This is a genomic window from Acinetobacter legionensis, assembly GCF_057165765.1.
In genome coordinates this window covers 732987-746447 of record NZ_CM169896.1, presented here as the reverse complement: position 1 = coordinate 746447, position 13461 = coordinate 732987, and the positions used below count along the sequence as shown (strand labels likewise).

Genomic DNA, 13461 nt, shown 5'->3' with positions numbered 1-13461 from the left:
ATCACCTTGTAGTTGATAAAACAATTTTCACTTTTTTGTAGTGTCAATAAGTAAGACAATCTCTGGTTAAACATCTGCTCAATGTGAAGTTTGCTTCATTTTGAACTGTTGAGCCACTTTTAAAATCGCCATAAACCCAGCGACTGTAAAAGCCAACATCAAAATTCCCATATTCAATAAATGATTCCATACGAGAAAATTCAATATAACACCACCCAATAGACCACAAGCAAACTGCATACTGCCCATAATTGCACTTGCAGTTCCTGCTCTTGAGCCTTGTTCAGACATCGCTAATGCCATCGCATTCGGCCCAGTAAAACCAATACCTGAAACCGTAAGGAATAAACCCAACATCACAATCGCCAGTGGCGCAATAGACATGAAACCTGCATAGACAACAATCAGCCCACCTATTACTTGAATCACACCACCAATTTTTAAACGTAGAATCACCGAGAGTCGGTTGGCTAAATGCTTATTGATAGAAGACAGCAAAATAATACCGAAAGCATTAAAACCAAAGGCAATAGCAAACTGTTGCTGAGTTAAATGATAGCCATCCATCAACACTGCTGCTGCGGAACTGATATAACAAAATAATGCTGCTCCGGTAAAACAACCTGCCAACATTGGAAAACGAAAGCTTCGGTCTTTAAAAATAGAAGCATAGAGGATAAAAACTTGTTTAAAATTGAGATGCAACCTGCGTTCTGATTCTAGTGTTTCTTTAAAGTAAAAATGTACACAAAACAAGCAAAATAATCCAATTATAAACAAAGCGATAAATACACTTTGCCAACTAAAGAATTGTAGAATCACTGCACCCAAGGTTGGAGCAAGAATTGGGGCAATCCCCATCACAATCATCATACTGGAAAAAGCTTGCGCCGAACCTTGCACATCTAAACGGTCTCGAATTGCAGCCCGTGCCATCACCACCCCCACACAGCCCCCTAAGGCTTGTAAAACACGTGCGGCAATCAACGACCAATGATCAGGTGCTAAAACACACAACAAGCTAGCAAAAGCAAACAAGGTCATACCAAAATAAAGCGGTTTCTTACGCCCGATACGGTCACTGATTGGTCCATAAATCAATTGACCAACAGCAAGACCAAAAAAATACGCCGGCAAGGTATTGGCGATCTGCTGGGTCGTCACATTAAAATCTTGCGCCATTTGTGGCAATGCTGGCAAATACATATCAATGGATAATGGGCCCAAAGAGGTAAATAAAGCCAAAAGCATAATCCAGCCCGTTGAATACTGCTGACCAACGTTTTTTTCAGACATAGATGGTTTATAATTTGATAAGGAATGTTGCAGACAAGTTTACACTGTCCATTGTATGATTTGTCACAAAGATAAGTGAAAAGCCATATAAGCCAAATCGCATTGCCCAAGTAAATAACACCCTATTGATTTAACAAGGATTTCCTTTGAACACTTGGCTGTTAAAACTCAGAAAAGCAACCTACAACACAAGTTTCATGTATAACTTGAGAATGATCATTGCCTTTACAGGGACTGCATTTGTACCTTATCTGTTGGGGCAGCAGTTAATGACTATTCCTCTTACATTAGGTGTGGTTGCAGCAGGTCTCAGTGATATAGACGATCGCTTCTCTGTACGTATCATGAATTTGATCTATACCTATATTGGATTCTTTATCACCGCTGCCTCAGTGAGCCTGCTCTTTCCTTACCCTATTCTGTTTGCCTTAGGTTTGATTGTTTCTTGTATCGGTTGGATTTTATTGGGTTCTTTGGGACGTCGCTATGCCACCATTTCTTATGGCTGTTTGGTGGTTTCTGTGTATTCCATGCTTGGGGTGCATTTATTTGATCAATGGTATATCCAGCCAAGTCTATTGGTGGTTGGTGCAATTTGGTATGGGCTTATTTCAACCATCAGTTTTTTACTGTTCCCTGTACGGCAAGTTCAAGACAAATTGTCTCAATGTTTTTCATCATTAGGTAATTTTCTATTTTCCAAATCCAATTTGTTTGATGTCGATATGACACCAACCAGCTATCAAGACAGTATGATTAGTTTGTCTATGGAAAATGGGCAGCTCATCAGCATTTTTAATGATATGCGTACTGCCTTGTTGACGCGTTTAAAGGGTGACCGAGGTCAACGAGATACGCGTCGTAGTTTACAATATTACTTTGTTGCACAAGATATTCATGAACGGGCCGATTCAGCACATATTGATTATCAAAAGCTGGCCAAAATGTTTGAACATAGTGATGTGTTATTTCGTTTTCAACGCATTTTAGCGCTGCAAGGCAAAGCCTGCAAGGATCTAAGCGATAGTATCTTACACCGTACCACCTACCAGCATAATGTCCGTTTTGAGCATGCTTTTAAAAACCTCAGATACTCGCTGGATAAACTCAAAAAAGAAGAAAATTATGACTTAATTTGGGTCAATTCACTGTTTGCGCTTTATCAAAACTTAAAGTCGATTGATGCACAATTACAAAATCTCGAAACTGAACGACATATAAAATACGATCAAAGTAAAAATTTTGAAAACCAACTCAAAGATGATGACCTCAAAGGATGGGATGATATTGCCATTCGAATCAAACAAAATTTAACCCCCGAGTCTGTACTTTTTAGACATGCAATTCGCGTTTCGATTGTTTTGTTTATTGGCTACGTTTTTGTGCAACTCACCAATATTGAATACGGTTACTGGATTCTATTAACCGCGCTGTTTGTCAGTCAACCGAACTTTAACGCCACCAAGCGTCGTTTGAGATTACGGATTATTGGAACATTGGGTGGTATTATTTTAGGTTATATGATTTTGTATTTTGTGCCATCTATTGAAGGACAACTCTTATTACTCGTACTCAGTGGTGTATTGTTTTTTGATTTACGCAGTAAACAATATGCTCAAGCCACAGCCTTTATTACCATCATGGCATTGATCAATTTCAACTTGGACGGATTGGGGTATGAAGCCGCTCTGCCCCGTATGATCGACACTGTTATTGGCTGTGCCCTCGCCTGGTTCGGTGTCAGTTTTATTTTCCCTGACTGGAAGTTCCGTCGTTTACCCCGCACCATTCAACGCTCACTGGAAGCTCAATGCAATTATTTGGCAAACGTTGTCGTTCAATATCATCAGGGACGCAACAATAGTTTAGATTATCGAATTGTTCGTCGTGCTGCGCATAATCGCGATGCAGATGTTGCCTCACTGATTTCAACCCTTGCCACTGAACCAGATTTTGACCCAAGTCAAAAAAGCTTAGCTTTTGAGTTCTTATGTCTAAATCATACATTCCTTAGCTATATCGCAGCACTCGGTGCACATCGTGAGCAAGTGAAAGACCAACAGGTACTTAATCTATTGGATCAAGCTTTAGATGATATCTCTGGGGCTTTATTACGGGATGAAATGCCTGATTTAACCGCGCATAATATGTTGAAAGCCATTCGTGCCCGTTTAAGCCAATCTGAGTCAGAAGACTCTAAATCACTCATTATTCTTCAACAATTGTCATTAATGTTCAGTATTTTAAAGCAACTGAGTAGCTTGAAACAAAATTTAAGCCATGAACGAGATGATCAATCTACTGAATTGGCTTCTTTATAAATCTGCATCAAAATTGCATCGTTATTTGGTACAATAGGTGCACTAAATCTTGAGATTTAGTGCTAAACTCTGACTAGATTTACATACATTACTGACACTATGACTGCCAAGAATATTTACGCTTATACCTTACAACCTGTTCCGTACGAAGTTTCGGAAGCCGAACAACGCGGCGCTCAACTTGCAATTTGGCGTAGTACCAATAAAATTGGGATTAAAGCTTGGGCAATCATGGGTGTAGCAGTCACACTCTCATTACTTGGCATCGCTTTAATTAAAAACTATTCAACCATTATTTTTTGGGTGGTTCTTGCTGCAGTTGCCATCTATCTTTTGGTTCGCAAGTTCGGTCTTGAATGGTATGTAAAACGCAAGATGAATGAATTTCCAGTTCAGGAAATCAAAGGTGTAAAATTAGGTGTACAGCCAAGCGGTATTGTGATGCGTCAACAAATGGGTGTACAAGAAGGTGTTGGAACAGTGGCTTGGAAAGACATTTATGAATGGTACAACACCCCTGAATTCTTACTGGTAAACTTTAAAGTAAAAGGCCAACAAGGCGCATATATTCTACCTAAACGTATGGATAGCAAGAATTTCCCCTTTGAAACACTGCGTAAACATTTAAAAGAAGTTGTTGGTGAACCCAAGACACTTTAATTTAAAATTTTAAAAGACCTCCATTTTTGGAGGTTTTTTGTACTTCGCTATTTTAATAAAAATGATAATGAGAATAAATATTATCTGCAAAATTCATTATCTCTCCAATTTATTCAGCTATAATTTGCTATCAAAAATATTCTGCCCTTTGCATTGCCATGTTTAAAAAGACTTTTTTTCAAATTCACTGGTTTCTAGGGATTACAGCTGGTTTAATTCTCTCAATTATGGGAGTGACTGGTGCAATCTATTCTTATGAACAACCTATTCAAAGATGGTTAAACCCAGATAGCTACACGGTAAAAGTTGAAAATCAGGCAAAACTCACGCCTGCTGAAATTTATCAGCATTTCCAAACCCAAAACCCTGAAATGAAGATCAACAGTATTACGGTTGCGAAAGCCGCTGAAGAAGCTTCAAATATTAATATTGTCAAAGAAGGCGCACGTAGAGGTTATACCATGATGGTAAACCCTTACACGGCCGAAGTTCTTCCTGAAGTGAAAGGCAAAGATTTTTTTCAATTTATACAGCAATTACATCGTAACTTAACTGTGGGTGAAGTCGGTAAACAAATTACTGGTGCCAGTACCTTGATGTTAATTTTCTTTGTACTCAGTGGTCTCTATTTACGCTGGCCGAAAAAGCATTCTTTTAAACAATGGTTTGCCATTAAGCCTAAACTCAAAGGTCGTAATTTCCTTTGGGATCTACATGCTGTTGTCGGAACATGGGTGGTGATCTTTTATTTACTTTTAGCATGTACAGGGCTGTATTGGTCGTATGACTGGTGGCGTAATGGTATGTTTAAAGTAATGGGGGTTGAACGACCTCAGCCTGAAATGCAAGCGGTACGCGGTGGAGAAGGTCAAGGACGTCAAGGGGCTTCTGGCAATCCTCAACAACAACATGGCGAAAAGCAAAATCCAACGGCAGGTCATCAAGCACAATCAGGTCGTGAAAATAAGCATGAGAATAAAGAAGGTTTAAAACCAGAACAAATTCAACATGTACTTACTCAAACATGGAATGGGTTTAATGCTCAAATTAAACGTGACTATTCGACACTAACTGTTTCGATTCCTAAAAAGCCAGATGGTAAAGTTGAACTCACCTTTGTTGATGCTATTCCACAACATGAGCGTGCACGAAACAAAGCAACCTATAACTATCAAACTGCACAAATTGAAAAATTAGACTTATACGAAAGTAAACCACTCAATGAAAAAATCATGGGAAGTATGCTCCCTGTGCACCGTGGTAGTTTCTTTGGCCCAGTTTTTCAATTCATCGCAATGCTTGCAGCATTGGCAATGCCATTATTTTTTGTTACTGGATGGATGCTGTATTTAAAACGTCGTAAGCAAAAGCGACTCACCCTTGCTGCAAAACAATCTGGTTCAGCGATTCAAATTGATCCCAACGCAACACCTTGGTTAATTGCTTATGCCTCTCAAACAGGAATGTCTGAGCAATTGGCATGGCGCACCTCAACCAGTCTGCAAGAAGCCCATCAGCCAACAACAGTAAAAGCTGTACAACAAATCTCTGAAGATGACCTCAAGCAAGCCAAACAAATTCTCTTGATTGCAAGTACCTATGGTACAGGTGAAGCACCTGACTTAGCCTCGCACTTTGAGAAAAAGCTTATGGCTACATCATTGGATCTTTCGCATTTGAAATATGCGGTTCTAGCATTGGGTTCACAAGACTATCCTGAGACCTATTGTAGCTTTGGGCATCGCATAGATGCATGGTTAAAACATTCTGGCGCGCAACAATTGTTTGCTACGCTTGAAGTCAACAATGGTAATAATGCAGATATCCAACATTGGAATGATGCTTTAGCAAAAGCCACAAAACTCGATCTACAAACAATGTCTATTGATAAAGTATTTGATCAATGGCGTCTAACAAAACGAGAATTACTCAATCCAAACAGCTTAGGCGCACCCGCATTTAATCTTGAATTACAAACAAGCTATGATACGGATTGGCAAGCTGGCGATATTGCAGAAATTCAAACTGGGAATAGTCCTGAACGTATTCAATTGTTTTTAAATAAATATCAAGTTCATGCAGATACAACCGTGGATTCACTCGAGCAAAGTATTCAAGAAGCACTTTGGGATCGCGATTTAACGGTTGATGTTGAACCTTTTGCCAACATGCAGCATTTACTAGAGCAACTCCCTGCACTACCTACTCGTGAGTATTCGATTGCCAGTATTCCAAGTCAGCAAGTATTGCGTTTAGTAGTTCGCCAGCAACTGAATGCTCAAGGTGAACTTGGTCTAGGCTCTGGTTGGCTGACGGAACATGTTCAATTACGTGATAAAATTGCGTTGAGAATTCGTAATAATGAATCATTCCATTTAATTACGGATAACCGTCCGATTATTTGCATTGGAAATGGTACAGGAATTGCTGGATTAATGAGTTTGATTCATGCCCGTGTCCGTATGGACTATACTGAAAACTGGTTGATTTTTGGTGAACGCCAACAAGCAAACGATTATTTCTTTAAAGATACAATTCAAGCTTGGCAAAATACAGCAATGCTAAAACGTATTGATTTAGCTTTCTCTCGTGATCAAGCTGAAAAAATTTATGTACATCATAAACTGCGTGATCATGCCGAAGAACTGAAAAAATGGATTGCAAATGATGCGGTGATCTATGTCTGTGGCAGTATCAATGGTATGGCGACTGATGTTGATCTCGCTTTAATTGATATCCTTGGAGAAGACACAGTTGAACAATTACGTTTAGATGGTCGTTATCGTCGTGATGTTTATTAGGGTCTATTGAATAAATTTACCCACCAAAACCGAGCTCAATTGCTCGGTTTTTTTTGATTCATATATAATAAATGCACAGATTTCGTTTAGAATTAGACTAATTTTTAATGATTTGTTTTCACCCATGTATAACAATAAACTCTTCTACATTGTCTTTTTTTTGCTGGGATTTGTCTTATTCCTCGATGGATTTATTTTAATTTTATATAAAAAAATCCACTTAGGAACTATACTCCCTTTGCTGATTGGCTTAGTCTTTATCACTACAGCGCTATGGAGTCAACGCATTCAGCAGTATTTAGCACAACACTTAAAGTTAAAGAAAATCTGGCGTTTAGGATGGGTTCTATTTACAATTTGGGTAGTCAGCTTAATCGGCTTCTTTAGCTATATCCACTTGAAATCCCAACAAAACACAACAGAAAATGATCTACAAGCGCTTATTGTTTTAGGCAGTGGCATTACCCAAGGAAAAGCCTCACCGACTCTTGCAAAACGTTTAGATCAAGCGGGTAAAATTGCCAAACAACAGTCACAGGCTTGGATCATTGTCAGTGGTGGTTTAGATTTTGGTGAAGAAAAAACTGAAGCAGAAATTATGTCGCAATATTTACAAGAAAATCTGCAAATCAAAGCCAGTAGAATCTTACAAGAAAATAAAAGCACCAGTACTGACTTAAATCTTAAAAATAGCCAAGCGATTTTAAAAGAACATGATTTGACTTTAAATTCTAAAATTGCAATTGTCACCAGTGATTTTCATACTTTACGTGCCGCAGCAATCGCAAGAAAACAAGGCTATCACAATTTCATTACAGTAGGCGCTGAAACCCCACTCAGGACACGCTATAACGCATGGTTAAGAGAGTATTTTGCCTATATCAGTGGTTGGATTTTAGGCGAATATTAAAATGCACAACGCAATCACGTTGATTATGTATACGACTTTACTAATGTAAGCGAATTTTACGTGGTAAAGGCAAGCGCTTATTGTTTTGAAATAGTTCTGGTTGAGTCGTATACATTCGATATAAATAATTCTTTATATCAAGTAGAAATTTATTTGTTGAAACTAAAATATTTTGCCCTTCTGGGGTTAAATTTATAGAAATCGCAGTATTATTTTGTTTAATAAAAGGAATCATCTGTTCAATAAAAACAATGAGTTCAATTTCTTGAACCGCATAACGGCTCCAGTTATCTTTAATCAAAATTTGTGCCAAATTTCGGCTTTGCCAAACGGCTAAAGACTGTTGCCCGGTAGGTGATGCACATAAAGCCCAACCATCATCATAAAGTACAAAAACCTTAGTTTGTGAAACAATCGTTTCCACAAAATGTTTGTATTGATCTAGAGTTTGTACTGAGTTTTTTTGAGTTGCGGACGCAGCTTTACGTTGATATGGATTTCTCATTGAAAATTTATTCTTAAAATACTTATGCTTATATATTATATAGAAGTTCTAAACAAATAACTAGATCGGAAAACATGGTGGGCGCTGACGGGATCGAACCGCCGACATTCTGCTTGTAAGGCAGACGCTCTACCAACTGAGCTAAGCGCCCTGAGCGAGGATGAACAAAGTTGTTAACTCTGTTTGAACCTATAGAAAATCGATGATTTAATTTTAAGTTCTATCCTAAAGATGGGGATAAGCTATACAAAGCATATAATATTTGATCTTTAAAAATCAAAAACTTTGAATTCTTACAGTTCCAAATATCTTAATCTCAGGAAAAAAGATAAATGGCGCAGCGGACGGGACTCGAACCCGCGACCCTCGGCGTGACAGGCCGATATTCTAACCAACTGAACTACCGCTGCGTTGTATATGGTGGGCGCTGACGGGATCGAACCGCCGACATTCTGCTTGTAAGGCAGACGCTCTACCAACTGAGCTAAGCGCCCTTAGTGAGGATCATCACAATATTACTTTATCAGAAGATAAAAGAAAACAAAATTCTCTTTCAAATTCCTATACTTCCAAATATCTTGATCTCAGGAAAAAAGATAAATGGCGCAGCGGACGGGACTCGAACCCGCGACCCTCGGCGTGACAGGCCGATATTCTAACCAACTGAACTACCGCTGCGTTGTATATGGTGGGCGCTGACGGGATCGAACCGCCGACATTCTGCTTGTAAGGCAGACGCTCTACCAACTGAGCTAAGCGCCCTAAACTAGAAAAAATAAAAAACTATTTAAATTCTAATTAGGTATTACATCTTACTACAAAATCATTGTAAAGTGGCGCAGCGGACGGGACTCGAACCCGCGACCCTCGGCGTGACAGGCCGATATTCTAACCAACTGAACTACCGCTGCACTTTTAACAATAAAATTGCTACACATACGATGATTGAATTTAAGTGGCGCAGCGGACGGGACTCGAACCCGCGACCCTCGGCGTGACAGGCCGATATTCTAACCAACTGAACTACCGCTGCACTAAAAAATTCAACGTTAAAGCTTGGTGGGCGCTGACGGGATCGAACCGCCGACATTCTGCTTGTAAGGCAGACGCTCTACCAACTGAGCTAAGCGCCCTAACGACTTCATCGTTTGTGAGGTGCATTATAGAGAATCTTTACTGAGTGTCAAACGCTTTTCTCGATGTTTTACCTATTTTAGGTTTGAGTGATTAAAAAATAGATCATTTTTGTTTTAATTGGTGTTTTTTGTTTATTATTTATCTATTTATAAAGTTTTAAAACCTGTATTTAAATAAATTTAGCTGATCATTTAATCACTATTTTAATCGTATTATTCATTTCATCTAGACTTAATAAGATTTTCAGTGATTAAAAATACCGAATAAAGGCTATTCGGATTTATCCACTTCATTCAGATTTTTTATAGTAAGTTTTGGTTCAGGACGTAACCAAAGCCAGATAGCCACAATTAACATGGTCACATCGGTAAAAATTTTCACAGCCAATGGCGCATTGGTGAATAACATAATCACCCCACTGATCAACATCATAATACTGGCGATCCACTTTGCTTTACGTGGTACTGTGCCATTTTCACGCCATGCACGAAGCGTTGCACCATATTTGGGATGATTGAGTAACCAAGCATCAACCTGTGGCCAACCTTTTGATGCCGCCCAAGCTGCCAAGATGAGGAAAACTGTCGTTGGCATTCCCGGTAATATTGCCCCGATAAACCCGAGTACAATAAAAACAATCACCAATGTTCGCCAAAACAAAACTTTCATAGATTAACTCAATCTGCCCATTCGACTAGTATACCGCCCAAATGATTTTGCCAGTATATTTTAAATCAATTGAAATCATTGTATTTTAAAATCACGATGTTCATCATTTCCAATACAGTCAAATTGAGCTTGCATGTATATCTACTTATTTGCTTGAATCTCAATACACTAAAAACCTTTTCTTTAAAAATAAACTGAGTGAGTCCTCAGCTTAGGACAGCATACAATGACAGACTACTTTGAGCCTTGGTTAAAGTACAAACACCCTCTTGTTCGTCAATTGGCTTTTTGCATTGCCAGTCCCAATATTATTCAGCATCTGCCTGATGAATTAGAAATTAAAAATCGTTTTGAAGTACACGACACGGGGTTTTGGCAACAACAATATATAGATTTTCAAACGCGCTTAGATCAACTCGATCACGACCCCACCCCACTCATTGAATTTTTGCAACAACTCAAAAGTACACGTTTAGGGTTACGTTTTGAATATTTATTTTGGTTCTGGTTGCAAGATGAAGCCAATCAACATTATCAACTCATTCAGCATAGTATCCAAATCATTGAAGCAAAGAATACATTAGGCGAAATTGATTTCCTTGTTCGTAATCAGGCCACAAAACAGATCGAGCATTGGGAAGTTGCTTTAAAGTACTATTTAGGCGAATCAAACTTACAATTAATGCATTGGTATGGTCTAAACCGTAGTGACACTCTTTTACGAAAACTTAATCATTTCTCAAAAAAACAATTTCAATTTACACAGGCTTTAGATTTTAAAATTGAAAAGAGGCTGGCTATAATGAAAGGACAACTTTATTTGCCAAATCTTGCAGACCTTACTGTACTTCCCTCATGGATCAATACTCAACATCGATTGGGACAGTGGGGTCATCATATTGAAACAGGGTATTATCGGTTACAGCGGCATGAATGGATTTGTCCAGATCTAGAGCAAAGCTCACCTGTTGCACAATGGTGGTGTAATGGCTTATATCACAACACAAGTACCCTACAATTTTATATGTACCGCCAAGCCCCCTCTGGTATTTTCTTTTGACATAAATGCTTAATTATTCACGTTTCTTATACATGGATTAACGAATTCACTCATAAAAGCATAACGATATATTTACGAGATACTCGTATACTAAAATTCTAATTAACGCGTGAAACACGGAGATAGTAATGAAAAAAATTTTAGCAGTTTCAATGTTATTCGCTTTTGTTTTAGCTGGTTGCAACACATTTAAAGGTGTTGGCAAGGATGTCTCTAAAGCGGGGGATGCTGTATCGAATTCTGCAGAAAAAGTTGAAAATAAATTGTAATTCTCAATTTTATTCTACAACATGAGCCTTATCTAATTAGATAAGGCTTTTTAATGCTGATTTAAATAGTTTTCTACTTTCTCTCGTTTTTAGGTTTTCATTCGGTTTTATCTTCCTCTATTATATTATTCAATTTACTTACTTGATCAATGTCCATGAATCATTCGGATACTTTAGAACTGAGTTTACAACTTCTTCGCCAGCCTTCTGTGACACCTATAGATCACACTTGCCAAACCATTATGGCAGATCGTCTATCTGCTATCGGCTTTAATATTGAAAATATGCGTTTTGAGGATGTTGATAATCTTTGGGCAAGACGCGGAACAGCATCTCCAGTTTTCTGTTTTGCAGGTCATACCGATGTGGTACCTACAGGGCATCTAGATGCATGGGAGTCTGATCCATTCTTACCTGAAATTCGAGATGGTAAACTTTATGGTCGTGGTAGTGCTGATATGAAAACAGCATTGGCCGCAATGGTGGTTGCATCAGAACGTTTTGTGAAAAATCATCCCAACCATAAAGGTTCTATTGCTTTTTTAATTACTTCTGATGAAGAAGGCCCTTCTATCAATGGTACGGTTAAAGTAGTTGAAACTTTAGAAGCACGTAATGAAAAAATGACATGGTGTCTGGTAGGTGAGCCTTCAAGTACAGATACGTTGGGGGATATAGTAAAAAATGGTCGTCGTGGCTCATTAAATGCAGTATTAACTGTAAAAGGTAAGCAAGGTCATGTTGCCTATCCACATTTAGCCATTAACCCAATTCATACTGCATCAAAAGCCTTATCTGAATTATGTGATACTGTTTGGGACAATGGCAATGAGTATTTCCCAGCAACTTCTTTTCAGATTTCCAATATTCAAGCAGGTACTGGAGCAACCAATGTTGTACCTGGCAGCATGACAGTAACCTTTAACTTCCGTTATTCTACTGAAGTTACTGCGGATCAGCTTAAACGACGCGTTGTTGAAATTCTAAATCTTCATAATGTTGAACATGATATTGAATGGACTTTATCAGGTTTGCCGTTTTTAACTCCAGTTGGCGAGTTGGTCAATGCTGCACAAACTGCAATTAAGAACGTGACAGGAACAGAGACCAAACTATCAACCAGTGGTGGTACTTCTGATGGACGTTTTATTGCGCCTACAGGTGCTCAAGTGCTAGAGTTAGGTGTTTTGAATGCAACTATTCACCAAATTAATGAACATGTAAACATTGATGAATTAGAGCCATTAGCTGAGATCTACGAACAAATCTTAGTCGAATTACTTGCTTAAGTTTTATAATTTTCAATCAATAAAAAGGACGCAAACGCGTCCTTTTTATTGATATTCTTTGGAGTTATGACAGATTAAGTCTTCTTTATCCCAATCTGTAACTGAATTTGATCTAGATCTGGCACATGATAAGTCTGATCACCAATTTTCACATACTGTAAAATAGTTTTATCTTTAACTGTATCCTCTGCATCGACTACTTCAGAAATACGTAACCGTATCGAACTTGGCATTTCATTGCACATCAAGGCAAAACGCTCATCTGCGTCTTCCCCTTCAATGATCAATGCGACACCCAGTGTCTTTTTAGGATCATTCACACTAAAAGTCGGTAACTTCTTTTCATGCCATTCTACGACATTAACATAGGTCGGACTATTCTGAGCAGAAAGCACCACATTTTGTGGTAACAACATCGGTGCTTTATCATAACAATCAATAATATATGCATCAATAAATCCAGTAGACACCGTAATTAAGTGCTGTAATTCCCGTGTGCTAATTTTATCAATAGAAGATTTTTCGATATTCTTTATCATGAGTG

The 13461-nt window shown here is 38.4% G+C and carries 11 protein-coding genes and 8 tRNA genes; 7 read left to right on the top strand and 12 right to left on the bottom strand.

Going from position 1 to position 13461, the window contains the following annotated elements; genetic code table 11:
• Positions 1-78: 78 nt before the first annotated feature.
• Entirely contained in the window at positions 79-1296 is a 1218-nt protein-coding gene (locus tag AC2G3J_RS03575) for a multidrug effflux MFS transporter (protein WP_483770668.1), read from the bottom strand.
• A 197-nt stretch (positions 1297-1493) separates the two neighbouring features.
• Here AC2G3J_RS03575 and yccS point away from each other — a divergent pair, with 197 nt between their 5' ends.
• The 4 genes from yccS to AC2G3J_RS03555 all read left to right on the top strand — a co-directional run bounded on the left by yccS (position 1494) and on the right by AC2G3J_RS03555 (position 7988).
• Positions 1494-3617: a YccS family putative transporter gene (gene yccS, locus AC2G3J_RS03570; RefSeq protein ID WP_419820749.1), complete on the top strand. Its 2124-nt coding sequence runs from the start codon at positions 1494-1496 to the stop codon at positions 3615-3617.
• Positions 3618-3716: 99 nt separating this feature from the next.
• Complete coding sequence (locus AC2G3J_RS03565) at positions 3717-4277, top strand: hypothetical protein (protein WP_483770667.1); 561 nt, start codon at positions 3717-3719, stop codon at positions 4275-4277.
• Positions 4278-4435: 158 nt separating this feature from the next.
• Positions 4436-7078, top strand: coding sequence for a PepSY domain-containing protein (locus tag AC2G3J_RS03560; RefSeq protein WP_483770666.1), 2643 nt, complete (start codon positions 4436-4438; stop codon positions 7076-7078).
• A gap of 124 nt (positions 7079-7202) precedes the next feature.
• On the top strand, positions 7203-7988 hold the full coding sequence (locus AC2G3J_RS03555) for a YdcF family protein (protein ID WP_483770665.1): 786 nt from the start codon (positions 7203-7205) through the stop codon (positions 7986-7988).
• Positions 7989-8028: 40 nt separating this feature from the next.
• On the opposite strand, the gene AC2G3J_RS03550 is transcribed toward AC2G3J_RS03555, so the two are convergent.
• The 10 genes from AC2G3J_RS03550 to AC2G3J_RS03505 form a co-directional block, all read right to left on the bottom strand.
• Positions 8029-8493: a DUF2750 domain-containing protein gene (locus AC2G3J_RS03550; RefSeq protein ID WP_419328179.1), complete on the bottom strand. Its 465-nt coding sequence runs from the start codon at positions 8491-8493 to the stop codon at positions 8029-8031.
• 75 nt (positions 8494-8568) lie between these two features.
• Positions 8569-8644 (bottom strand) — tRNA-Val (locus AC2G3J_RS03545).
• A gap of 182 nt (positions 8645-8826) precedes the next feature.
• Positions 8827-8903, bottom strand: a tRNA-Asp gene (locus AC2G3J_RS03540).
• 8 nt (positions 8904-8911) lie between these two features.
• A tRNA-Val gene (locus AC2G3J_RS03535) sits at positions 8912-8987 on the bottom strand.
• 107 nt (positions 8988-9094) lie between these two features.
• Positions 9095-9171 (bottom strand) — tRNA-Asp (locus AC2G3J_RS03530).
• Positions 9172-9179: 8 nt separating this feature from the next.
• Positions 9180-9255, bottom strand: a tRNA-Val gene (locus AC2G3J_RS03525).
• Positions 9256-9327: 72 nt separating this feature from the next.
• Positions 9328-9404 (bottom strand) — tRNA-Asp (locus tag AC2G3J_RS03520).
• 45 nt (positions 9405-9449) lie between these two features.
• Positions 9450-9526, bottom strand: a tRNA-Asp gene (locus AC2G3J_RS03515).
• A gap of 24 nt (positions 9527-9550) precedes the next feature.
• Positions 9551-9626: transfer RNA gene (locus AC2G3J_RS03510), tRNA-Val, on the bottom strand.
• 274 nt (positions 9627-9900) lie between these two features.
• Positions 9901-10299 carry a YbaN family protein gene (locus AC2G3J_RS03505; protein ID WP_336954645.1) on the bottom strand — a complete coding sequence of 133 codons (399 nt, stop codon included), beginning with the start codon at positions 10297-10299 and terminating at the stop codon, positions 9901-9903.
• A gap of 226 nt (positions 10300-10525) precedes the next feature.
• Between AC2G3J_RS03505 and AC2G3J_RS03500 the strand changes: the two genes are divergently transcribed.
• The 3 genes from AC2G3J_RS03500 (at position 10526) to dapE (ending at position 12917) form a co-directional block, all read left to right on the top strand.
• Positions 10526-11359 (top strand): DUF1853 family protein, encoded by an 834-nt coding sequence (locus AC2G3J_RS03500; RefSeq protein WP_483770664.1) that lies wholly within the window; start codon positions 10526-10528, stop codon positions 11357-11359.
• Between the two features lie 128 nt (positions 11360-11487).
• Positions 11488-11628: an entericidin A/B family lipoprotein gene (locus tag AC2G3J_RS03495; protein ID WP_336954649.1), complete on the top strand. Its 141-nt coding sequence runs from the start codon at positions 11488-11490 to the stop codon at positions 11626-11628.
• Positions 11629-11783: 155 nt separating this feature from the next.
• Positions 11784-12917: a succinyl-diaminopimelate desuccinylase gene (dapE, locus tag AC2G3J_RS03490; RefSeq protein WP_336954650.1), complete on the top strand. Its 1134-nt coding sequence runs from the start codon at positions 11784-11786 to the stop codon at positions 12915-12917.
• Positions 12918-12991: 74 nt separating this feature from the next.
• On the opposite strand, the gene AC2G3J_RS03485 is transcribed toward dapE, so the two are convergent.
• Positions 12992-13456, bottom strand: coding sequence for a hypothetical protein (locus AC2G3J_RS03485; protein WP_419329189.1), 465 nt, complete (start codon positions 13454-13456; stop codon positions 12992-12994).
• Positions 13457-13461 lie beyond the last annotated feature (5 nt).